The 14,312-nt window shown below is 61.0% G+C and carries 10 protein-coding genes; 4 read left to right on the top strand and 6 right to left on the bottom strand.

The window, feature by feature from the left end; translation table 11 throughout:
- Positions 1-61: 61 nt before the first annotated feature.
- The 3 genes from BLW69_RS08480 to BLW69_RS08470 all read right to left on the bottom strand — a co-directional run bounded on the left by BLW69_RS08480 (position 62) and on the right by BLW69_RS08470 (position 4,516).
- Positions 62-1,963 (bottom strand): potassium transporter Kup, encoded by a 1,902-nt coding sequence (locus BLW69_RS08480; protein ID WP_092661390.1) that lies wholly within the window; start codon positions 1,961-1,963, stop codon positions 62-64.
- A gap of 272 nt (positions 1,964-2,235) precedes the next feature.
- On the bottom strand, positions 2,236-3,402 hold the full coding sequence (locus tag BLW69_RS08475) for an Mrp/NBP35 family ATP-binding protein (RefSeq protein ID WP_092661388.1): 1,167 nt from the start codon (positions 3,400-3,402) through the stop codon (positions 2,236-2,238).
- Positions 3,403-3,781: 379 nt separating this feature from the next.
- Positions 3,782-4,516, bottom strand: a complete 735-nt coding sequence (locus tag BLW69_RS08470) for a helix-turn-helix transcriptional regulator (RefSeq protein ID WP_062453693.1) — start codon at positions 4,514-4,516, stop codon at positions 3,782-3,784.
- 189 nt (positions 4,517-4,705) lie between these two features.
- Between BLW69_RS08470 and BLW69_RS08465 the strand changes: the two genes are divergently transcribed.
- Both BLW69_RS08465 and BLW69_RS08460 read left to right on the top strand, forming a co-directional pair.
- Positions 4,706-5,599: an SMP-30/gluconolactonase/LRE family protein gene (locus BLW69_RS08465; RefSeq protein WP_244508783.1), complete on the top strand. Its 894-nt coding sequence runs from the start codon at positions 4,706-4,708 to the stop codon at positions 5,597-5,599.
- A gap of 227 nt (positions 5,600-5,826) precedes the next feature.
- Positions 5,827-6,435: a PRC-barrel domain-containing protein gene (locus BLW69_RS08460; protein WP_062453695.1), complete on the top strand. Its 609-nt coding sequence runs from the start codon at positions 5,827-5,829 to the stop codon at positions 6,433-6,435.
- Positions 6,436-6,521: 86 nt separating this feature from the next.
- Here BLW69_RS08460 and BLW69_RS08455 read toward each other — a convergent pair whose 3' ends face one another.
- The 3 genes from BLW69_RS08455 to BLW69_RS08445 form a co-directional block, all read right to left on the bottom strand.
- On the bottom strand, positions 6,522-8,567 hold the full coding sequence (locus BLW69_RS08455; protein ID WP_092661384.1) for an NADH:flavin oxidoreductase: 2,046 nt from the start codon (positions 8,565-8,567) through the stop codon (positions 6,522-6,524).
- 124 nt (positions 8,568-8,691) lie between these two features.
- Entirely contained in the window at positions 8,692-10,047 is a 1,356-nt protein-coding gene (locus BLW69_RS08450; protein ID WP_062579341.1) for a putative bifunctional diguanylate cyclase/phosphodiesterase, read from the bottom strand.
- Positions 10,048-10,158: 111 nt separating this feature from the next.
- Entirely contained in the window at positions 10,159-11,841 is a 1,683-nt protein-coding gene (locus BLW69_RS08445) for a response regulator (RefSeq protein ID WP_062453698.1), read from the bottom strand.
- A 326-nt stretch (positions 11,842-12,167) separates the two neighbouring features.
- On the opposite strand from BLW69_RS08445, the gene mutL reads away from it, so the two are divergent.
- Entirely contained in the window at positions 12,168-13,979 is a 1,812-nt protein-coding gene (gene mutL / locus BLW69_RS08440) for a DNA mismatch repair endonuclease MutL (protein ID WP_092661382.1), read from the top strand.
- Positions 13,980-14,058: 79 nt separating this feature from the next.
- Complete coding sequence (locus BLW69_RS08435; RefSeq protein ID WP_092661380.1) at positions 14,059-14,292, top strand: DUF2093 domain-containing protein; 234 nt, start codon at positions 14,059-14,061, stop codon at positions 14,290-14,292.
- Positions 14,293-14,312: the final 20 nt, after the last annotated feature.

Here is a 14,312-nt window from a genome sequence, read left to right as displayed (position 1 = left end):
GTCAGAGGCTCGTGTCCGAAATGCCACGCGGGTTTTGGACGACCTCTCCGTCACCCTTCCGTCAGATGATGACGTGCGAACCCAGTTCGACGACGCGGTTGGCCGGCAGGTGGAAATAGTCGGACGGATCGGTTGCGGCATTGGCGAGCGCGATAAACAGCCGGTCCTGCCACATGGGCATGCCGGAGGCTGCGTCCGGTACCAGCTTGCGTCGGCCGAGATAGAACGACGTCGACATGATATCGAACTTGAAGCCGGTCTTTCGCAAATAGGCAAGCGACTGCGAGACATTGTGGGATTGCATGAAGCCGAATCGCAGCTCGATCACCGTAAAACGATCCGACAGCTTCTCGACCCGGTAGCGGTCCTCGATCGAGACGCGCGGCTTGTTGACCGTGATGATGGTCAGGATGACGTTCTTCGCATGCAGGACGTGATTGTGCTTGATGTTGTGCAGCAAGGCCGCGGGTGCCGTCTGCGGATCGCCGGTCAGGAAGATGGCGACGCCTGGCACGGACACCGGAGCATGATCGCTTTTCTTTTCCACCATGGGAATAAAGGTCTGCAGCGGCACATCGATGCGGCGGGTCTTTTCAAACAGGATCGCAGCACCCCGCTTCCAGGTCCACATGACGACGGTAAAGCCGATCGCCATCATGACCGGCACCCAGCCGCCATCATGGATCTTCAAGAGATTGGCGCCCAGGAAAACGAATTCGAGCAGCAGAAGCGGCGCGAGCACAAGGGTTGCCAGCACACGCGGCCAGCGCCATCTCAGCCGAACGAACTCGAACGCCATCAGCGTCGTCACCACCATGGCGCCGGTCACCGAGATGCCGTAGGCGGTGGCCAGAGCATCGGAGCTCTCGAAACCAAGAACCAGCGCGATGACACCGACCAGAAGCAGCGTGTTGACGGCGGGCAGAAAGATCTGGCCGGTATTGGTTTCCGAGGTGAACAGGATCTGCATGCGCGGCAGATAGCCGAGATGGATCGCCTGGCGCACCAGCGAGAAGGCGCCGGTAATGACGGCCTGGCTTGCGATGATGGTGGCGCAGGTGGCGAGAATGATCACCGGAACGAGCGCCCATTGCGGGAACATCAGATAGAACGGATCGCTCATCGCTTCGGGGTGGCTCAGCACCATGGCGCCCTGACCGAGATAATTCAGCGTCAGCGCCGGAAAGACCAAAACGAACCAAGCCCACTGGATGGGACGGCGACCGAAATGGCCGAGATCGGCGTAAAGTGCTTCCGCGCCGGTCACCGTCAGAAAGACGGCGCCGAGAACGACGACGCCGGCAAAGCCTTCTTCGCTCATGAACTGGAAGGCATGCAATGGATTGAAGGCGGCAAGAATACTAAGGTCGTCGAAAATATGCACCAGGCCGATGCCGCCCATCACGAGAAACCAGACGGCGGTGATCGGTCCGAAGAACTTCGCCACCATGCCGGTGCCCTTTGACTGGATGGCAAACAGCGCAACCAGGATGGCAATCGAAATCGGCAGAACGGCGCTTTCGAAATGCGGTGATACGTATTTCAGGCCTTCCACCGCCGACAGGACCGACAGCGCCGGCGTGATCATCGCATCGCCCAGAAACAGCGCGGCGCCGATCAGCCCGAGCAGCATCAGGACAGCCCGATGGCCGCACGCTCCTTTGGTCATGAGCGCCAGAAGCGACAGCGTGCCACCCTCGCCATCGTTATCGGCGCGCAGCAGGAAGAGAACGTATTTGAAGGTGACGATGATGGTCAGCGTCCAGATCATCAGCGAGATGAGGCTGATGATTTCCATCTGCGTGACGCCGTCATGGGCGACGGGCTTCAACGCCTCGCGAAAGGCGTAGAGCGGACTCGTGCCGATATCGCCATAGACGACACCGACAGAGCCGAGCGCAAGCGCGAACAGCCCATGTCCTTTGGTTTTCTCGGCGGCACTGTGTTCTGCTGGGTGGCCCATTCGGCATCTGGCGTTCGAGCCAGCCTTTCAACGGAAAAATGCGGATACTTCGCTCCGCCCGCGAAGAGCAAGGAAGCGCCCTCCGGCGGGAGGCGCCTATAAAGACAGCAATTGCACAAGGCAAGGGCTGCAACTGCATGCTTTCACTATCGCCGCAGACGTCTAGCGGCGATGTTTAACAATTTCGAAACGAAAAGAGAGGCGATTTCAGAGTATTGACCGCCACTGACCGTGTATTCCTGCCCGGGAGACCGTCCAAACTTGAATAGGTTCTATTCGAAAACGATGGCAGGCGCCCTGCGCAGCGGCTTGCCCTTAATCTCTGCCCAGGCCTTGGATGCAATCTCCCGATAAACGGCGGCGGATGCACTGTCCGGGTCGGAAACGACGACCGGCGTGCCCGCGTCGGAGCGTTCGCGGATGTCCATCGTCAGCGGCACTTCGCCGAGGAAGGGAACGCCGATGCGCTCGGCTTCCGACTTCGCGCCGCCATGGCCGAAGATGTCGTAGCGTGTGCCCGTGTCTGGGGCGAGGAAGTAGCTCATGTTCTCGATGATGCCGAGGATCGGGATCTCGACCTTGCCGAACATGGCGATGGCCTTGCGGGCGTCGATCAGCGCGAGATCCTGCGGGGTCGAGACGATCACGGCGCCGGCGAGCGGCACCTGCTGGGCGAGCGTCAGCTGCACGTCGCCGGTTCCAGGCGGCATGTCGATCACGAGAATATCGAGCTCGCCCCAACCGACTTCGCGCAACATCTGCAGCAGCGCCGATTGGATCATCGGACCGCGCCAGATCATGGCGGTTCCTTCTTCGACCAGGAAGCCGATCGACATCGCCTTCAGCCCGTAGTTTTCCATCGGGGCGATCTTGCGGTCTTCAAGCTGCTGCGGCTTGCCGGAGATGTTGAGGAGACGCGGGATGGACGGGCCGTAGATATCCGCATCGAGAATGCCGACCTTGAGACCGTTGGCCTGGAAACCCAGCGCCAGATTGACTGCTGTCGTCGATTTGCCAACGCCACCCTTGCCGGACGCCACCGCGATAATGGCACCCACGCCCGGAACGCCGGCTTTGGGTGCGGGCTGTCTCGGCCCGGGTGTGGCGGGGGGGTGCGGATGCGCGTGACCGGCGGCAGGCTCTTGCGGCTTTGGCGGAGGTGCCGTCTTGGCAGGTGCCGTTCCAGCTCTGCGATCGGCCGTCAGCGTAACCAGCGCGCCGTTGACGCCCTGCATCGCGGCGACCGTCCGTTCGGCGGCCATGCGCAGCGGCTCGAGTTCCGTTGCGCGATCCGCCGGCACGGTAATCGAGAAATAGACCTTCTTGTCGGAAATAAAGACGTCGGAGACCATTCCGCGAGAGACGATATCACCCTCGAGGTCGGGTCCGCGAACCTTCGCGAGAACCGCCAGAACCTGTTCCTTGGTGACGTCGGACATTGCCTGCTCCTGATAGCGATCTCGACACAAACTGCCCGTGCCGGATCCAAGGCTTATATAGGAAGTGTCACCGGTCTCGAGCAAGACGCTTCGTTGAAACGCCCCATGTCAGAAAAAAGAAAGCCGCTACCCGGATGGCAGCCAGACGGCGCCCCGGATAGCGGCTTGTTTTTATCGCGCCTCTTGGGACGCTTTCAGCCCCCTCTGGACCTGCCTGTAAACAAGCACGAACCATGCCAGACCGTAATGCGGATGTTTACGTAGTCGAAACAGGGTGTTAGGGACAGGCAACTGGAGAGCGTTGGGAATTTGCCCAGTGAACGATCAATTGACCGCGTAGAAAACAGAGGCGTTGATCAAATAATGATCGCCGGCATCGTTACTTGATGATGCCGGATCTCAACGCCTTGGCAACCGCCTGGGTGCGGTTGACGGTGTCGAGCTTGCGGGCCGTGCGGTTGAGATAATGGTTTACGGTGTGCTCGGAGAGTCCAAGGATTTCGGCAATTTCCGCGCTGGTCTTACCCGCAGCCGTCCAGTTCAGGCAATCGACTTCGCGTTCGGTCAGGACATCGTTGGTCTTGACGTCGAGGCTGCGGATCTGCGCCAGCTGTTCATAGACGTGAACCGAGAGATAATGCAGTTCCATCATCTGCTGCTGGTCAAATGTCTTGCCCGTACCGCCGAAGCAAACGGCGCCGCGATTGCCGAGCCGGTCATGGACGGGGAAACAGGCGCCGCGCTGGATGCCGAACCCGGAAAAGATCTGCGTGACCTCGTCGCTCGAATTGATCACGCCGCGATCGCTCGAGAGATCGAAGACGAAGGGCGTCGTGAACTTGCGCAGATGTGCAAGGCCGGAGCTGGTCTGCATCAGACCGCTTTTGTCGAACTGCGACATCAGCTCCGCCGGCCAATTGGTAACGACGGTATTTTCGGACAGTTCGCGAGACGTGATCGACGGAAGGTTGAGAACCATGAAGGTGCGACAGTTATAATACTGCGTCACTCGCTTCAGGAACCGGATGACATCGAACTGGGTCTGCAGGGTGGCGATTTCGGCGACACTGCCGTCGAGAAAGGACATCTCTTCGGCTTTTTCGGTCTTAGACATATACTGCTTCTTGCTCCGACCAGACCTTACGCACGCAAACGTCACCACGTGATGGTGATAGGTTCTCGCATTTGCGAATCTTGTCGCATGGTTTCAGGAATTTGTCAGGGAAAATCTGATGACGCGGCTAGCCATCGCGGCGGTTCGCGTTAATTCTGCAACGAACAGAAGCTTCTGCGGAGGATGCCCGTGACCACAGCCGATTTTGTCTCTCACCCGTTCGAGGGTAGCGTATTGTCCTCGACGCCTTGTGAACTTGGCGAAGGAGCCAGCTTCGATGCGGATACCGGGACGATCTGGTGGTTCAGCATTCTCGAAAAGCAGCTTCGCTCGCTCGACATCAACACCGGCAAAGAATCTGTGCAGATCCTCCCCATAATGGGAAGCGTTCTCGTGCCGGTCGACGCCGAGCGGCAGCTGATCGCCTCCGATCAAGGGCTCTTCATACGGGATCGCGCCACCGGCGAACTGACCCTGCACTGCGACCTCGAGAAGGACAAGCCGGACAACCGCTCCAACGACGGCCGGCTGCACCCTTCCGGCGCGCTGTGGATCGGCACGATGGGGCGCACCGCTGCGGAAGGCGCGGGTGCGATCTATCATGTCGTGGGCGGCAAGGTCACGACGCTGTTTGACAAGATGAGCATTCCGAATGCGATCTGCTTTTCGCCGGACGGAAGCATCGGCTATTATGTCGACACGCGCATCAACCACCTCATGCGTGTCGACATTGATCCATTGACCGGGCTCCCGACGTCAAAACCCACCCTCTTCATCGATGGCAGCGGCAGCCCCGGTGGAATGGATGGCGCGATCTGCGATCAGGACGGCACGATCTGGAACGCCCGCTGGGGTGAAGGTGCGGTCGACCATTATGGTCTGGACGGTGTCCTTCTCGCGCGTTTCGAAGTGCCCGCCAAGAGAACGACCTGCCCTGTCGTGATCGGAAATGGGCGCTTGGCTGTCACATCAGCCTGGGAGGGAATGGACCAGGACGCCCGTACCTCCGATCCGCTGGCGGGAGCGTTGTTCGAACTCGCCGTTCCAGTCACGCTTGGTCGGGAACCCCGATACTCGGCCTGACTTTAAGGATCTATATTCTCGCTGATAAAGCCCCAAACCCGCCAAGTGCTGAAACGTTCCGCAGTTTCTGCCTAATAAAACGGCATGGAAATGCGGAACCAAACCGGCGTTTCGGCCATTTCCCTACCGAAGCCAAGCAGAACGAATGCGTCCTTCTTGGTCGAGACGGCCCTTCAATCCGAGAAGCCGTCCTTCATGACGAATTAGATGGAAAAGGTAGGAACACGATGAAAAAGACTCTCAGCACGATCGCCGCAGCAGCCGTTCTCATGGCGTCCACCACACTTGCACCGGCTTTTGCCCAGACGGCACAGCCTGCTCCGGCGACACCGGCAGCACCTTCGGCACCGGCCGATACCACGACAACGACCCCGGCTGCCCCAGCAGGTGGCATGGCTACCACTGCAGACGGCAATTACCTGACCGAACAGGCGACCACCCAGGTCAGCGCCAACGATTATATCGGCAAGTCGATCTACAATTCGGCTAACGAAAGCATTGGTGACGTCAACGACCTCCTGTTTGAAGAAAACGGCGGACTCGTTGCAGCAGTTGTCGGCGTCGGCGGCTTCCTCGGCATCGGCGAAAAGGATGTAGCTCTTCCGATCAGCAAGCTGACGCTTACCCGCGACGCGCAGAACAACAACGAAGTGCGTCTGTCGACCACCGAAACGGCCGAGGCGCTGAAGTCAGCGCCAGAGTTCAAGACACTGGACGACAAGCAGGCAGCATCCGACACATCGACCACGTCGTCCACGATGAACCCGGCTCCGGGCACCCCGGCAGCACCGGCTGAAAATGGCGCCACAACGCCGTCGACGGCTCCTAAGAACTAATTCTACCTGGAACGGGCTACACGCCGCGTGACAGACGATTGAATGGAAGAGGCGGCATTGATAATGCCGCCTTTTTCGTGCGCGGTTTACAGAAGCGAGCAGTATCGCAGCGCATCGTAGATTGCTGCATGGACATTGCGGCTTGCCACAGCGTCACCGATCCTCACGAGATCGAAAGCCGCGCCGGGGTTCTTCGGCAGCAGCGGCGCTTTTCTGTTAATCAGCATCGCGTAGTCCACGGCGCCAAGATTGCGCGAGAGCGGCTTCAACTCGTAATAGAGCTCCGCGTTCGCGGCCGTGCCGTGCTCGACCACGACCTGTGCGACACGCCTTTCCTCGACCACATCCTTTGCGTAATCGGATCCGAGGCTTGCCACCAATGCATTGCCGTCACGCCGCACCGACTTCAACCGCGTATTGATCGTCACGCGGACACCCTTCTCGGCAAAAATCCGTGCGTAGGGGACATGGTTCATGCCCCCCATCTCAGGTGCGAAGAAGCGTTCGGGGGAGACAAGCTCGAAATCCGCGCCTGATGTGGCGATGACTTCGGCGGCACTCATACCCGGATGGCCGCCATTGTCATCGAACAGCAGAACCGGGCCTGCGGGTTTGGCAGATCCGGCGAGAATATCCCAGCTGGAGGTCAGAAGCTCTTCGCCCGCCTCAAGTTGCGGCGACTGCGGTATGCCGCCGGTTGCGACGACGACGAGGTCGGGCTCGAGTTCGAGGACATCGTCGGCGCCGGCGAACACGTCGTAGCGGATCTCGACACCCAACCGCTCAAGCTCCGCCAGCCGCCAGTCGATGATGCCGATCATTTCGCGGCGGCGCGGATTGCGAACCAGAAGATTGATCTGGCCACCCGCCTCCCCCGTTGCCTCAAGCACGGTGACGGAATGGCCGCGCTCTGCCAGCACGCGGGCCGCCTCGAGCCCGGCAGGACCGGCACCGATCACGACGGCCCTTCGGACAGCTGCCGCCTTTTCGACCACATGCGGCAGCAAGGCTTCGCGCCCCGTCGCCGCATTGTGGATACAGAGAGCCTCTCCTCCCTCGTAGATGCGATCCAGACAGTAGGTCGCACCGACGCAGGGGCGAATGGTCGCCTCCTTGCCACTTGCTACCTTGTTCGCGATATGCGGATCGGCAATGTGGGCACGGGTCATGCCGACCATGTCGAGCTTGCCTTCGGCGACCGCATGCCGGGCCGTTGCAACATCGGCGATACGGGCCGCATGAAAGACCGGGAATTTCGTCGCCTTCCTGACATCGCCGACAAAGTCGAGATGCGGCGAGGATCGCATGCCCTGGATCGGGATAACCTCGTTCAGATCCGCATCGTGATCGATATGGCCGCGGATGACGTTGAGGAAGTCGATGCCGCCCGACGCCACCAACCGCCGGGAGATCTCGATCCCCTCTTCGCGGGAAAAGCCCTTGTCCCAGTTCTCGTCGGCAACCAAACGGATGCCGACGATGAAATCCGGACCGACGGATTTGCGCACCGCATCGATCACCATGGTCGAAAACCGCATGCGGTTTTCGAGCGATCCGCCGAACGCATCGTCGCGGTGGTTGGTGGCGGGCGACCAGAACTGGTCGATCAGGTGGCCGTAGGCTTCGATCTCGATGCCATCGAGACCCGCCGCCTGCATGCGGCTGGCGGCATCGGCATAGTCTGCAACGATGCGCTCGATATCCCAGTCCTCGATCTCCTTCGGGAAGGCGCGGTGGGCGGGTTCGCGAATGGGAGATGGCGCCAGCACAGGAAGCCAGGCGCCTTTGTTCCATCCGGTCCGGCGCCCGAGATGGGTGAGCTGGATCATCACCGCCGTGCCGTATTCATGACAGTCATCGGTGAGCGTCTTCAGCCACGGCACGATATCGTCGCGATAGGCGTGCAGGTTGCCGAATGCGGGTGGACTGTCCTGCGAGACGATCGCGGAACCTGCGGTCATGGTGAGCGCGATGCCGCCCTTTGCCTTTTCGAGATGGTAGAGCCTGTAACGATCCTTCGGCATGCCGTCTTCGGAATAGGCCGGTTCGTGAGCCGTCGACATGAAGCGGTTCTTGAGGGTGAGATGCTTCAGCTGAAACGGCTGCAGAAGGGGATCGTTCGAAACGGACATGGTGATCTCGCAATGCGGCTTGCAAAACCACATCATCGCGCAGCGGACAGCCCCGTGCGAGCATCAGACGCGGCGCGGACTGTCCACTCCGCGCCCTCTCCTCAACGGTGGTGGAGGCAGAAGATCAGTCCCGTTCGGGGGTCATGAAGTCGCGGTGATGGGTGCTCAGATAGCGCAGCGTCGAGGCCGTATCGGCGGGTCTGCCGTGGTAATAGCCCTGCCCCATGGCACAGCCCAGCGATCGCAGCATTTCCGCTTCTTCCGGCTGCTCGATGCCCTCGGCGACCACTTCCAGTTCCAGACCGTCGCACATGGCGATGATCGCCCTGACGATGTGTCCAGAGGCACGGTCCGAGGTGATGCGGGAGACGAAGGCGCGATCGATCTTGACCTTGTCGAAGGTGAAGTCGCGCAGACGTCCGAGACTGGACTGACCGGTGCCGAAATCATCGAGCGAGATGCGCGCGCCTGCCTTGCGAAGATCCGTGATGATGCGCTCTGCCGTATCGGCCGAGGTCATCACGGCGGTTTCGGTGATCTCGAATTCCAGCCGATGCGGATCGAGCCCGACGCGGGCGAGCGTCGAAAGGATGCTTTCCGTGGTCGTCGGGTCCATCAGCTGGGCGGAGGACAGATTGAAGGACAGGAACAGATCCCGCGGCCAGGACAGCGCTGCCTCGGCTGCCTTGCGCAGCAGGGTTTCCGACAGCGCATCGATGAAACCGCGCTCTTCGGCAAGCGGCACGAAGACGGCGGGCGATACGAAACCGAGATCCTTGTCGTTCCATCTCGCGAGTGCCTCGAACCCGACGACCGATCCATCGTCCAGGCGCACGATAGGCTGGAAATGGACATCCACGGCATCGCTGATGATCGCATGGCGCAGCGCCTGTTCAAGCTGCGTCGCGCGCATCATCTCCTGCGCGATTTCCTGGGAATAGACCGTGATCTGGCCGCGACCGCGGCGTTTGGACCGGTAAAGCGCGGTTTCAGCGCTCTTCAGCAGTTCCTCGAAATGCTCGCCGGCGAAGGGGTAGATGGCAAAGCCGAAGGACGCCGAGAGACGCACATTGCGATCCCCCAGATCATAGGGTGCGGAAAGAACATCCCGGATCATCTGGCCGATCCGTTCGGCACCGGTGCGCTCGAAGACGAGCGGCAGCACGAAGGCAAACTCGTCGCCGTCGTGACGAGTGACCGTTGCGCCATCCGGAATGCAGGCCTTGAGGCGATGCGCGACCTGGCAGAGGATCTCGTCGCCCGCTTCCATACCGAACAGGTCGTTGATCGGCTTGAAACCATCGAGATTGGCAATGCAAACAGTAAACGGGGCGGGATCGGCTGCACGCTCTGCGGCGAGAAGGTGAACCTTGTCGCGCATACGGTGTCGGTTTCCAAGACCCGTAAGCGGGTCGCTATAAGCCTTGGCCTGCAGCTCATGCTGACGGAGCTGCGGCAACGGGTTTTCCGCCAACGTCATAAGTTTATCCGCTTGCACCACATTTGATAGGCGACGATGCGGGACAAAGCTTAACATTTCATAGCGGAACCGTAGCGTTTCGGGATAGCCGCCCGCGCTTCCGATCCATGCTCAAGACAGCATCTGCTGCGAACCGGCAACGACGAGAAATTTCGCGAACAGGGTTTCCAGCACATCGGGACTGATCGGCTTCAGGATCACGTCGTCCATTCCCGATGCAAAGCATTCCTCGCGGTCGCGGTCGAATGCCTGGGCGAGGACGCCGACGATCGGTGTCGACGCCTGCCCTTCTTCCTCGAGCGTGCGGATCGCCCGCGCTGCCTCGAAGCCGTTCAGGGTCGGCAGAGTGACATCCATCAGCACCAGCGAAGGACGAAGCTCGTGCCACATCCTGACCACCTCTTCTCCATCGACCGCAATCGCATAGCGGTACCCGAGGCTTTCGAGGATCTGCGAGAACACGATCTGGTTCACCTCGTTATCTTCAGCAACAAGGATATCGACGCAGGGCTGAGGGTCATCGGGCAGGATCTGCCAGTTGTCTTCTTCGTCCTGTTCGACAGGTCCACGCAACTTGGTCAGTTCGCGGCTGAGGGTCGGAACGAGATGCTCTTCGAGAGCCGCAGCATCGAAGGCCACGACCTGTTTGTCGTAATTTGAGCCGATGGCGCGGCAGGCGGACGCCAGATCGCGATCCGCGACGATGAGATCGACCCTGACCGCGGCGTTGGACACGAGTTCGAGGCAAAGCGCCAGTTCGTGTTCATCAACGACCGAGGATGCCTCGACCTGAAAATCCGCAAGGATCGCCTTCGCGGTTCCAGTGAAAAGCGGGTCGCTCGAGACGATCAGGATCTGGCTGCCGGCGATATCGGGATCCGCGCCCTGCAAAGCGTCCCGCATCTTGCTCTTGCGATGCAGCTTGGCGGAAAACAGATTGGGGTCGTCGAACAGGCGGATAAAGCCACGCCCGTCCTCTTCCACTTCTACCATTCGGGAAATGTCCTGCATGGCGGTGACGAGATAGTACCGGCCTGGTTTGCCGATCCGGTACTTGTTGGCGACGATCACCATCTGCGAGCCATCCGGACGCGTCAGACGCTCCGGCAGCTGGATCTCCTCGCCGTCTTCCACCACCCGGCGATTGATACCGTCGAGCCGCTGGGCCAAGGCCGGAGCATGGATGTCGGTCCCCGTGCAGCCGAGCAGCGCTTCGGCGGGGAGATCGTGAAAGCGGCAGGCGGCCTTGTTGACGGCGACGAAGGCGAGATTGGTGTCCTTGACCATGACCGGGAACGGCAGGTTGTCGAGGATATCCTCGGTCAACTGCACGCGCTCCATGTCGGCGCGCCACTGCTCTTCGCGCTTGCGCTGTTCGGACACGTCCCGGAGGATGCAGACGCCGTAGCCCGACGGCAGGCGCCGTTTGGCAAGACTGATCCAGCGATCGGCACCACGGCGCATCAGCGCCTCGTGCCGCTCCTTCCAGAGCGTGGCAATATTGTCGGAAATCCAGTCGTCGCGGCTGAGCAATCGTTTTGTGCCGCCGGTCTCGGACATGAACCGTCCGCCGCCGTCATAGATGGCACCAAGGAGATCGCGCAGCCGTGTACCGGGTGCAAGGACGCTGTCAGGAATGCCGAGAAGGATGGTCAGTTGTTGACCGGCAAAGATCAACAGGTCGTTCTTGTCGTAGACGACAAGGCCGCCTGAGTGCCCACCCGAGATCGCCTCGGAAATCACTTCCATCATCGCAGTCTGAATGTCCGCGTCCGCCGACGCCAAATCATTCATGTGACAAAACCCCCTGTGTGTTCACAGACTCGGCCAATCGCCGGCACCATGCGGTGCAATCCGTCTCAATTAATCAAGTCGGGTAAGACACATGCTGGCTTCAAGTCCTCGAACAAAGGGCCGATCCTCGTGTACGGGTGCCCAGCCGGCCCATACATCGGTTCCTCTGCGGAGAGCTGGCGCTCTCCCGGGTTCATCCTGTTCAACTCAGATTGAATATCGGTTTTCGGTTAAGGCCGAATTAAGATAGGCTTGCTGCAGGGCTTGCAGGGGACAAACCATCCGGCAGCCTTTCCTTCCCGCCGGAAATCCTTGAAAATAGCGCCATGTTCATCAAGCAGCTTTCCGAAACGCTCATCAACCAGATCGCTGCCGGCGAGGTCATCGAGCGACCCGCGAGCGCCGTGAAGGAACTGGTCGAAAACGCCATCGATGCGGGTGCGACGCGCATCGAGATCGCCACGGCGGGCGGCGGCAAGTCTCTTTTGCGCGTCACAGACAATGGATCGGGCATGGAGCCCGCTGATCTCGACCTCGCGATCCGGCGCCACTGCACCTCGAAGATCGCGACGACGCTCGACGATATCAGAACGCTCGGCTTTCGCGGCGAGGCATTGCCGTCGATCGGGTCGGTCGCGAAACTCACGATCACCAGCCGGCGCCAAGGGAGCGACAGCGGCTCGCAGGTGTCGGTCACCGGCGGCAAGACGACCGCGGCGCGGCCGGCACCGGCCAATCCCGGCACGGTGGTCGAAGTTCGTGACATCTTCTTTGCGACGCCGGCACGCCTGAAATTCCTCAAGACCGAACGGGCGGAAGCCGGTGCGATCACCGAAATCGTCAAGCGGATGGCGATCGCTTTTCCGCATGTGCGTTTCGTTCTGTCGGGCTCCGACCGCACCACGCTGGACCTGCCGGCGACCGGCGAGGACCATCTGGCGCGCATGGCGCAGGTTCTCGGGGCCGAGTTTCGCGACAACGCGATCGAGATCGACGCGATGCGCGAGGATGTGGGGCTGACCGGTTTCGTCGGCCTGCCGACATTCCACCGGGGCAATTCGGGGCACCAATATGCTTTCGTCAACGGACGGCCGGTGCAGGACAAGCTGATCCTGTCGGCCATCCGCGGCGCCTATGCGGAGCGGATGCCCTCCGGTCGCTATCCGGTGGCGGTGCTTTCGATCACGCTCGATCCGGCGCTGGTGGATGTCAATGTGCACCCAGCCAAGGCAGACGTGAGGTTTCGCGATCCGGGGCTGGTGCGCGGACTGATCGTCGGCGCTATCCGCGAGGCGTTGCACCGCGAGGGCGACCGGGCGAACACGACCGGCGCATCCGGCATGATGCAGGCGTTCAGGCCGGGGTTTTCATCCGGCCCCGCCTATCGGCCACCGACGCCAGCGCCCTGGAGCCCGGCAGCATCACCGTCGCGGCCGCTGCAGGCACCGTTCGGCTTCGGGGAACGGGCGCAGCAGGATTTCGATGTGCTGACCATGCCGACGGCGCGTACGGACGATGCCATATCGGAAACGGTGCACGTTTCCGAAGACAGGCAGCGGCACCGGCTGGGTGCGGCCCGCGCGCAGGTTCACGAGAACTATATCGTCGCCCAGACAGAAAACGGCCTTGTCATCGTCGACCAGCATGCGGCACATGAAAGGCTGGTCTACGAGGCACTGCGCCAGGCTTTGAACGACAAGCGGCTGGCGTCCCAGGTTCTGCTCATTCCGGAGATCGTCGATCTGCCGGAAGAAGATTGCGACCGGCTGATGACGCATGCGCAAGAACTCGACCGGCTGGGGCTGGCGGTCGAGCGGTTCGGTCCCGGCGCGGTTGCCGTGCGCGAGACGCCCGCCATGCTGGGCGAAGTGGATGCATCCTCGCTGATCCGCGACCTCGCCGACGAAGTGGCCGAATGGGGCACGGCCGGTGCCCTGCGCGGCAAGCTGGAATATGTCGCGGCCACCATGGCCTGCCATGGCTCGGTGCGCTCAGGGCGCCGGCTTCGGCCCGACGAGATGAATGCGCTTTTGCGCCAGATGGAGGCAACGCCCGGTTCCGGCACCTGCAACCACGGCCGCCCGACCTATATCGAACTCAAGCTCTCCGACATCGAACGCCTGTTCGGGCGGACTTGAAGGCGCGCCAGACGCGGTGTAGGGAATGACGGCATAACGCGCGAGCAATCCGATGTTTTTTCGCAGGAGACGCAGACAGATGAACCGGTTCGAAGGCGGCAGCTTCCGCGAAGCGAAAATCCGGTACCTGGATGGCGACTACCAGATCGTCAGCAGCGGTTCATACGTGATCTGCGCGATGACGGGGGCACAGATCCCCGTCGACGAGCTCAAATACTGGAGCGTGGCGCGGCAGGAAGCCTATGCCGATTGCGCTTCCTCGCTGGAAGCCGACAAGCGTGCCGGCATGCTGCCGAACCAGAGCCGGGCTTAAGCACAATCAACCGACGCGCG

It is taken from the genome of Rhizobium sp. NFR12, from assembly GCF_900108545.1.
GTDB lineage: Bacteria > Pseudomonadota > Alphaproteobacteria > Rhizobiales > Rhizobiaceae > Neorhizobium > Neorhizobium soli.
This window is presented reverse-complemented; position numbering and strand designations above follow the sequence as displayed.